Genomic DNA, 6,677 nt, shown 5'->3' on the forward strand with positions numbered 1-6,677 from the left:
GTACTACCGAGTCAACCTCCAGATGCCGAAGAGCCACACCGAACAGTACAACCTCGATAACAAGTTCTGGTACTGGTACCCGTTGTATTCGCTGGGAGCCTTCTCGACGATCGCGTACATCGTCGCGGCGATAACGGGTGCCTTACTCGGGTTCTACTATGCGCCATCGACCGCTACCGCGGCCGGCGCGGACACGACCGTCGCCTATGATACCGTCGTGACGGTCATGATGGACATGAACTTCGGGTTCTTCCTTCGGAGCCTGCATCGATGGTCCGCCCAGATCATGACTGCGGCGGTGTTCCTGCACATGCTGCGGGTGTACTTCACGGGTGCGTACAAGGAGCCTCGGGAGGTCAACTGGCTGATCGGGATCGTCCTGATCAGCCTGACGATGGCCTTCGGCTACACCGGCTACCTGCTGCCGTGGACCCAGCTGTCGTACTGGGCGGGTCAGATCGGCGTCGAGATGGCGCTGTCGGTCCCCTTCATCGGCGAGTGGGTCGCCCAGCTGGTCTTCGGCGGGTTCAGTCTTGGCGCATCGACACTCCAGCGGATGTACATCCTCCACGTGTTCATCCTGCCGTTCGTGGTGACGTCGCTGATCGCGATGCACATCGGGATCGTCTGGATGCAGGGGATCGCGGAGCCACACTGATCGATCATGAGCGAAGAAACCAACACCGACTCACGGGCGGATGAGAACGTCCGAACCGACGGCGGCGGAGACGAACCGCGCGCGGACGGCGGTGGCGGCGTCCCCGCCGTCCCGCCGGACGACGAGACACCCACCTGGCGCGAACGAAAGGAGCGCACGCAAGGGCTCTCCAGGTTAACCTACGAGTACTTCGAGCGTTCGCGGCGCGAGGACCAGGACCTCCGCCAGGAGTCGACGTACGTCGAACGTGACGTGCTCGCCTTCCCGACCTGGCCCCACGAGACCATTCGCAACCTCTCGGTGGCGTCGTTCTTCGTCGGGATGATGTTCCTCGTCGCCGCGGCCGCGCCGCCGCACATGCCGGCCCCGGCCGACCCGAGCTCGACGCCCGCGGTCATCCTGCCCGACTGGTATCTCTACTGGTCGTACGGCCTGTTGCACCTCAGTCCAATCAATCCCGAACTCGCGATTCTGGGCGGCCAGAAGCTGGTGACTGATCGCGTCTATGGCGTGATGGCAAACGTCGTCGTCGTCAGCGTCATCGCCATCGTCCCCTTCCTGAACAAGGGCAGCGCACGGCGACCCGTCGAGGAACCGTTCTGGGCGGCCATCGGAGTCGGCGGGATCATCCTCGCGGTCACGCTCGCGGCCCTTCCGCTCGAGAACATGTTCCCGTTCCCCGGTGAGCTCGTGTTCAACCTGTCGTTCTTCCTGCCGGTGATCGGGTTCCTGCTGACGTATGCCGTTCTGCGGGCGATGCGCGAGGGGTACATGTACTCGCTCAACCGACGGTACTACCGGCTTCGACCGCCGAAGTAATACGGCGGCACACTCCATTTAGATCATGTCGGAATCGCCTCCCGAGAAAGCCACCGATGGCAGCGTCGTCGTTCCGACGCGAGTTTATAAGGTCGTCACGGTGTTCTCGACCCTGTTCGCGGTCGTCGGGGTCGTTGCAGGGTTCGTCCTGATCGATATCGCCACCGACCGCGCGCAGGCCGACCTCGCCGAGGTCGAGCCCCTCGTGGCGCTCGGTGGCGTCGCACTGATCGTCGCCTCGGCTGCAGTTTACGCCTTTTCGACCCGCTTTCGGACCGCGGAAATGGGAAATGCTAAAGACGGGGCGGACGAACCGTCGAACAATGAGTGATGAGTTCATCAAAGGGTTCGGGATGCTGACCAGCGGCGGCCTGCTCTGGTTCATAATCGCGGCGTGGTTCAACACCGAGAGCTTCGGGGGGACACAGCTGATCGCTCCCAACCCTAGCAACGTCAGCCTCTATTCGCAGGTGCTTATCGGAATCAAGGACATCGCGTTCTGGTTCGCGGTCATCGGTGCGCTCACGTTCTGGGTTGCCATCCCTGCCGTGCGCGAGGGGAGACGTGCCTACGAGGATCGCCAACAGAACGCCGAATAACGCGGTTCGAATCGCTCGCAGATACGGTCTATCGGTTCGTTCGCGCCGAACGCCTCCGCGTTGTATGACGATACGTTATTCACGGAGTGACCGCCATTCTCTCCATTATCGGAACAAATCGATCGCGAAGAAGGACCCGTGCGTCGTCCGTGTGGTCGAAAGGGGCGTCACCGAAAACGATCGCTCAACCGTTTAGATGACGGGCGACCAGAACGATCCGGCCACCGCGACGAGCGCGATGAACCCGGCGTAGGCGACGACACACAGGGTCGCGCCGATCGCGGCTTTCGGAGCCTCAAGCGATCTGTCGGTCCGGGCCTCCACCAATCGGGACTCGAATTCGAAGAAATCGGCGACGAACGCCGTGATAGCGAACGCGGCGAGGGAGACCCCGATGTGGAGGTCGACGAGGACGTAGTAGAACGTCGTGAGCACGAGCACGAACGAGATGACCTCGTGGGGAGTGTACCGCGTGATTCCCTCGGCACCGTGTTCGTCGGCCTGCGAGACGTGCCTACGGTGGGCGAGCAGTCTGGTGACGAGACTGACGAGCGCGAGAGCGAAGACGATAAACGGGATCGCAGCCGCAAGCGCCCCGTCGATCGCCTCGAGCTGCAGGGGTTGCATACCCGGATAACGGACGGTCGCCCATTAGAGTGTTTCCAATTCTCGTCCTAGTGGAGCGTCCGCACGAACCCGTCGACCGCCAGCCGGACCGCCTGTCCAGAGCCGATCGGGCCGTGTTCGTCGTCGTCGACCAGCAGCGAAACCGATCCTTCGTCGCGGAGTACCGACAGCGTCAGGGGGCTGGTATCGAGCACCCAGCGTGTCGATTGGGTGTGAAACGGGGCGATCGGAACCGCACAGAGCGCGTCGGCCCCCGCGTCGATCGTCGGACCGCCGGCGGTCGCGGCGTATCCCTCGCTCCCCGCTGGCGTCGCGACGACGACGCCGTCGGCACGAAACGCCGCGACCCGCCCGTCGTCGTGATCGATGGCGTACTCCGAGATCCGCGCCGGCTCGCTCGTGACGAGCATCACGTCAAGCAGGGCCGTCGAGACCGACTCGCCGCCGACCGAGACGTCGATCAACGGTTGTTCTCGCTCGACACCCTTCGAAAGCGCTTCGCGGATCGCTGCCCGGTCGCTGGCTGCCGGCCCGATGTCAGTTCCGACCGCGAGGATCGGCACGTCGAGGCGCTCGCGGGCGGTCGCCAGCAGCGCCTCTTCGCCGACCGTAACGATCGTCGACGGGTCCGCGCGCGCGACCGTCGTCGGCGATCCGACGACCGTCGAGCGACCCGTCGATTCGAGCGTTTCGATCACGTCGGCGGCATCGCCGACGACGCCGACGGTCACGGTCGATCCACCCGCAAGCCATCGCACATACGTCGGGGTACGCCCCCCACGGCAAAAGCCTGCGGGATCACTCGTCGTACGGCCAGTCGCCGATGACCTTCATGCCCGCCGCCTGCTTCTCGTCTTCGAGCGCCGCCGCGATCTCCCCGGGCGCCCGATGCTCGACGGTCGTTTCCTCGTTCGCCAGCTCACGGACGAGCTCGGTGAGCAGCACCGCTTGCTCGCGTAGATCGCGGACGTCGACCTTATCGAGCGTGTCGGCGAAGGTGTGGCCCCATCCGCGGCCCTGTTCGCCGGTGTCGCTCATGACGTGATAGCCGGGCACGCCCCACTGGACGAACGGCCAGTGGTCGCTGTGGGGCCCCAGTCGGGGGATCGTCTTTACGGGGTGGTCGAACCCGTCGGCGACGCGCTCCGCGGCCGCGTCGAGTTCGGGAAAGCCGTGGGTGTAGAACTCCAGCGTGCGCCCGCGGACGACCCCGTCGCTGTTGACGATCGCTTTTATCGAATCGTGGTCGGCGTTCGCGGCGTGGTGGTCCGAGCCGACCAGCCCCACTTCCTCCGCACCGTAGACGACGAACTCGACTCTCGTGTCCAGTTCGTCCTCGCGGGCGGCCAACGCGTTCGCGATCTCGACGACTATTGCGGTCCCGGCCCCGTTGTCGCTCGCTCCCTCCGCGATGTCGTGGGCGTCGACGTGGCCCGTCACCAGTACCACCTCGTCGGTGTCAGGCCCCATCTCGGCGTGGACGTTTCGGCTGGTGGCGTCGTCGATCTCGGCTTCGACCGAAACGGCGACCTCTCGGCCGTCGAACCGTCGGGCGAGGCGCGCGCCGACCTCGCTGCTTACGCCGATCGCGGGGACGTCCCCGATGGGTTCTTCGGGTGTGCCGACGCTTCCCGTCGGCGGGAGACAGCCTTCGACGTGGTTCCGGTAGACGAAGCCGCTCGCCCCGCCCGCGACGGCGTAGTAGTACTTCTCGCGGCGGTGGATGTAGCGGTCGAAGTAGTCGGGCACGTCGCTTCGAACCATCACCACCTTGCCGTCGATATCCGCCCCCTCGAAGTCCTCCGGAAGCCCGTAGCCCAGATCGAGGAGTTCGCCGCGGGCGCTCTCCGACGGGCTTCGGGGGAGCGCGATGCAGTCTTGCACCGTCTCGCCGGCGCTGATCCCGCTACTCCCGCGCACCCAGCCCTGGATCGGAAACTCCTCCAAGCGGGCGTTTCGTGAGCCCGCCGCCGCGAGCGCGTCACGCGTCAGCTCCGCGCCGCGGCGCTCGCCCTCCGTGCCCGCCATCCGGTCTTCGAGGTCGACGAGTTCCTCTAGTACGTTCCATCCCGCATCGCTGGTAAACACCTCACCGATCCACTCTGTCATATGTTGTCGTGATTCGGATCGGAGCCTAAGTGTTTCGAAACGAAACGTAGATCTCGAGCGGTGATCGCAGCCAGTAGTTATATCTACATTTAGATAATTTAAACTATATGTATGTCCTCGGACTGTCGGCGTTCTGTTTGCTCGTCGGCTGCTGGGTAGCGGTACGTGCAAAGCGGGACGGCGGTCCGTCGCCGGTCGCCCGCGGGCTCGGCGTCGCGGCGGTACTGTTCGTGACGCCGTTCGTCGCGTTTCTCATGGCCAGTTCGATGCTTACCGGAACCCTCGTTGCGGCGCTCGCAGTGGTTCCCGTGGCGCTGCTCGGGATCGGCGCATACGTGTTCGCGACGGGGACTGTACCGGCGAAACTGCGCGCTAGTCGATAACTCCACAACCGATTTTTGGAATCCTCGAACCGCTGGTCGGATCCGGACCGATCGTGGGCCGCGCTCGGTTTCTTCAGGAGTGAGTCGAACGAAGGCCCGTCACGGCTTCGGCGTGACGGTGTTTTTGGAGGAGGCCTTCACGGCTCGGGTGCACCTCGCGTCGTTCGAAAGAACGCTTTGCGTCTCTCGGACCACACCACTCGCCGCAAAAGATCCGTTTACAGGATGCGTTTTCCGAGGGCGCTCGCGGCGAGTTCGACGGCGAGGCTCGCCGTCTCGTTGCCCGAATCGAGGATCGGGTTCACCTCGACGACTTCGAGCGAGCGAAGCGATCCTCCGCGCGCGACGATTTCGAGGGCAGCATGGGCCTCACGGTAGGTGACGCCGCCGCGGACGGGTGTGCCGACGCCGGGCGCTTCCTTGGGATCGAGCCAGTCCAGATCGAGGCTGACGTGGATCCCCTGGGTCCCGTCGGTCGCGACCTCGAGTGCCTCGTCGGTGACGGCCGTGATCCCTCGTTTGTCGATGTCCGACATCGTATAGGCGGTGACGGGGCTCTCGCGGATCGCGAGGCGTTCCTTCTCGTCGAGGGCGCGCAGTCCCACGAGCGCGACGTTCTCGGGGTCGATCGAGGCGTTGGCCCAGTCGGTGTCGGCAAACGAGCCGTGGCCGAGCGCGGCGGCCATCGGCATCCCGTGGACGTTGCCGCTGGGGGAGGTCTCGGGCGTGTTGTAATCGCCGTGGGCGTCGAACCAGAGCACGCCGACGTCGGCGTCGCGACTGGACCCCTGCAGGGAGCCGATGGCGATCGAGTGATCACCACCGAGAACGAGCGGGAACTCCCCGTCCGTGAGCGTGCTCGCGACCTCCTCGGAGAGTCGCCCGCAGACGTCCCGGACCTCCTTGACGAACTTCGCGGTTCCTTCGGACGGGCTGGCGGCGTCCGGGTCGCGCTCCTCGGCGCGCGGAACACTGAGATCGCCCCGGTCGACCGTCGTCCGCCCGCTCGCGGCGAGTTCGTCGGCGAGTCCCGCATACCGGATCGCCGAGGGTCCCATGTCGACGCCACGGCGATCCGCACCGTAATCGAGCGGTGCACCGATGACTCGGACTTGTTCGCTCATACCCGCTCAGTCGAGTATCTACCGATTAAACCTGCGGGTTTCGTCTCACTATATCGGAGCAATCATCGACGATAGAACCGACCGATTGCGATTCGAACAGGTGTGCCAACGTATTCGTCGCATTTAAGCGAATCTGTACCGAAGGCATGGTATGTCATCGATCGAACTCACTCCGAGTCAGAAAACCATACTCACCGCGCTGATCAACCTCCACCGGGGAGGCGAGGACGCAGTCAAGGGTGAGGACATCGCCGAGGAAGTGGATCGCAATCCTGGGACCATCCGCAACCAGATGCAGAGCCTGAAAGCCCTGCAACTGGTCGAGGGTGTTCCCGGGCCGAAGGGTGGCTACAAGCCC

Annotated in this window: 10 protein-coding genes; 6 read left to right on the forward strand and 4 right to left on the reverse strand. The window is 64.5% G+C overall.

Annotated features, from left to right (window positions below):
* The 4 genes from EAO80_RS18740 to EAO80_RS18755 all read left to right on the forward strand — a co-directional run.
* Positions 1-658, forward strand: a 658-nt coding sequence (locus tag EAO80_RS18740; protein WP_162994090.1) for a cytochrome b, incomplete at its 5' end; no start/stop codon positions are given.
* Between the two features lie 6 nt (positions 659-664).
* Positions 665-1,477 carry a cytochrome b family protein gene (locus EAO80_RS18745; protein WP_122091347.1) on the forward strand — a complete coding sequence of 271 codons (813 nt, stop codon included), beginning with the start codon at positions 665-667 and terminating at the stop codon, positions 1,475-1,477.
* A gap of 25 nt (positions 1,478-1,502) precedes the next feature.
* Positions 1,503-1,808: a DUF7315 family membrane protein gene (locus tag EAO80_RS18750; protein ID WP_122091348.1), complete on the forward strand. Its 306-nt coding sequence runs from the start codon at positions 1,503-1,505 to the stop codon at positions 1,806-1,808.
* Positions 1,801-2,076, forward strand: coding sequence for a DUF7314 family protein (locus EAO80_RS18755; RefSeq protein WP_122091349.1), 276 nt, complete (start codon positions 1,801-1,803; stop codon positions 2,074-2,076). The genes EAO80_RS18750 and EAO80_RS18755 overlap by 8 nt, the downstream gene beginning before the upstream one ends.
* A 192-nt stretch (positions 2,077-2,268) precedes the next feature.
* Here EAO80_RS18755 and EAO80_RS18760 read toward each other — a convergent pair whose 3' ends face one another.
* Genes EAO80_RS18760 through EAO80_RS18770 form a run of 3 tightly spaced genes read right to left on the reverse strand, consistent with a single transcriptional unit; the run spans position 2,269 to position 4,812 of the window.
* Positions 2,269-2,703 (reverse strand): DUF7313 family protein, encoded by a 435-nt coding sequence (locus EAO80_RS18760; protein WP_122091350.1) that lies wholly within the window; start codon positions 2,701-2,703, stop codon positions 2,269-2,271.
* Between the two features lie 47 nt (positions 2,704-2,750).
* Entirely contained in the window at positions 2,751-3,461 is a 711-nt protein-coding gene (locus tag EAO80_RS18765; RefSeq protein ID WP_122091351.1) for an NAD(+)/NADH kinase, read from the reverse strand.
* A gap of 40 nt (positions 3,462-3,501) precedes the next feature.
* Positions 3,502-4,812, reverse strand: a complete 1,311-nt coding sequence (locus EAO80_RS18770) for a M28 family peptidase (protein WP_122091352.1) — start codon at positions 4,810-4,812, stop codon at positions 3,502-3,504.
* 107 nt (positions 4,813-4,919) lie between these two features.
* Here EAO80_RS18770 and EAO80_RS18775 point away from each other — a divergent pair, with 107 nt between their 5' ends.
* The gene (locus EAO80_RS18775; protein ID WP_122091353.1) at positions 4,920-5,195 is read left to right on the forward strand and encodes a hypothetical protein; all 276 of its coding nucleotides are present in this window, start codon (positions 4,920-4,922) and stop codon (positions 5,193-5,195) included.
* 218 nt (positions 5,196-5,413) lie between these two features.
* Here the strand turns inward: EAO80_RS18775 and rocF are convergent, their stop codons facing one another.
* Positions 5,414-6,319 (reverse strand): arginase, encoded by a 906-nt coding sequence (gene rocF / locus EAO80_RS18780; protein WP_122091354.1) that lies wholly within the window; start codon positions 6,317-6,319, stop codon positions 5,414-5,416.
* A gap of 151 nt (positions 6,320-6,470) precedes the next feature.
* Between rocF and EAO80_RS18785 the strand changes: the two genes are divergently transcribed.
* On the forward strand, positions 6,471-6,677 hold a 207-nt coding region (locus EAO80_RS18785; RefSeq protein WP_122091355.1), incomplete at its 3' end, for an Rrf2 family transcriptional regulator.

It is taken from the genome of Halalkalicoccus subterraneus, from assembly GCF_003697815.1.
GTDB classification, from domain to species: domain Archaea; phylum Halobacteriota; class Halobacteria; order Halobacteriales; family Halalkalicoccaceae; genus Halalkalicoccus; species Halalkalicoccus subterraneus.

Excerpts from the sequence above, each read along its gene's own strand:
- EAO80_RS18745 (WP_122091347.1), top strand. The coding sequence starts at position 665 with ATGAGCGAAGAAACCAACACCGACTCACGGGCGGATGAGAACGTCCGA.
- EAO80_RS18750 (WP_122091348.1), top strand. The coding sequence starts at position 1,503 with ATGTCGGAATCGCCTCCCGAGAAAGCCACCGATGGCAGCGTCGTCGTT.
- EAO80_RS18755 (WP_122091349.1), top strand. The coding sequence starts at position 1,801 with ATGAGTGATGAGTTCATCAAAGGGTTCGGGATGCTGACCAGCGGCGGC.
- EAO80_RS18760 (WP_122091350.1), bottom strand. The coding sequence starts at position 2,703 with ATGCAACCCCTGCAGCTCGAGGCGATCGACGGGGCGCTTGCGGCTGCG.
- EAO80_RS18770 (WP_122091352.1), bottom strand. The coding sequence starts at position 4,812 with ATGACAGAGTGGATCGGTGAGGTGTTTACCAGCGATGCGGGATGGAAC.
- EAO80_RS18775 (WP_122091353.1), top strand. The coding sequence starts at position 4,920 with ATGTATGTCCTCGGACTGTCGGCGTTCTGTTTGCTCGTCGGCTGCTGG.
- rocF (WP_122091354.1), bottom strand. The coding sequence starts at position 6,319 with ATGAGCGAACAAGTCCGAGTCATCGGTGCACCGCTCGATTACGGTGCG.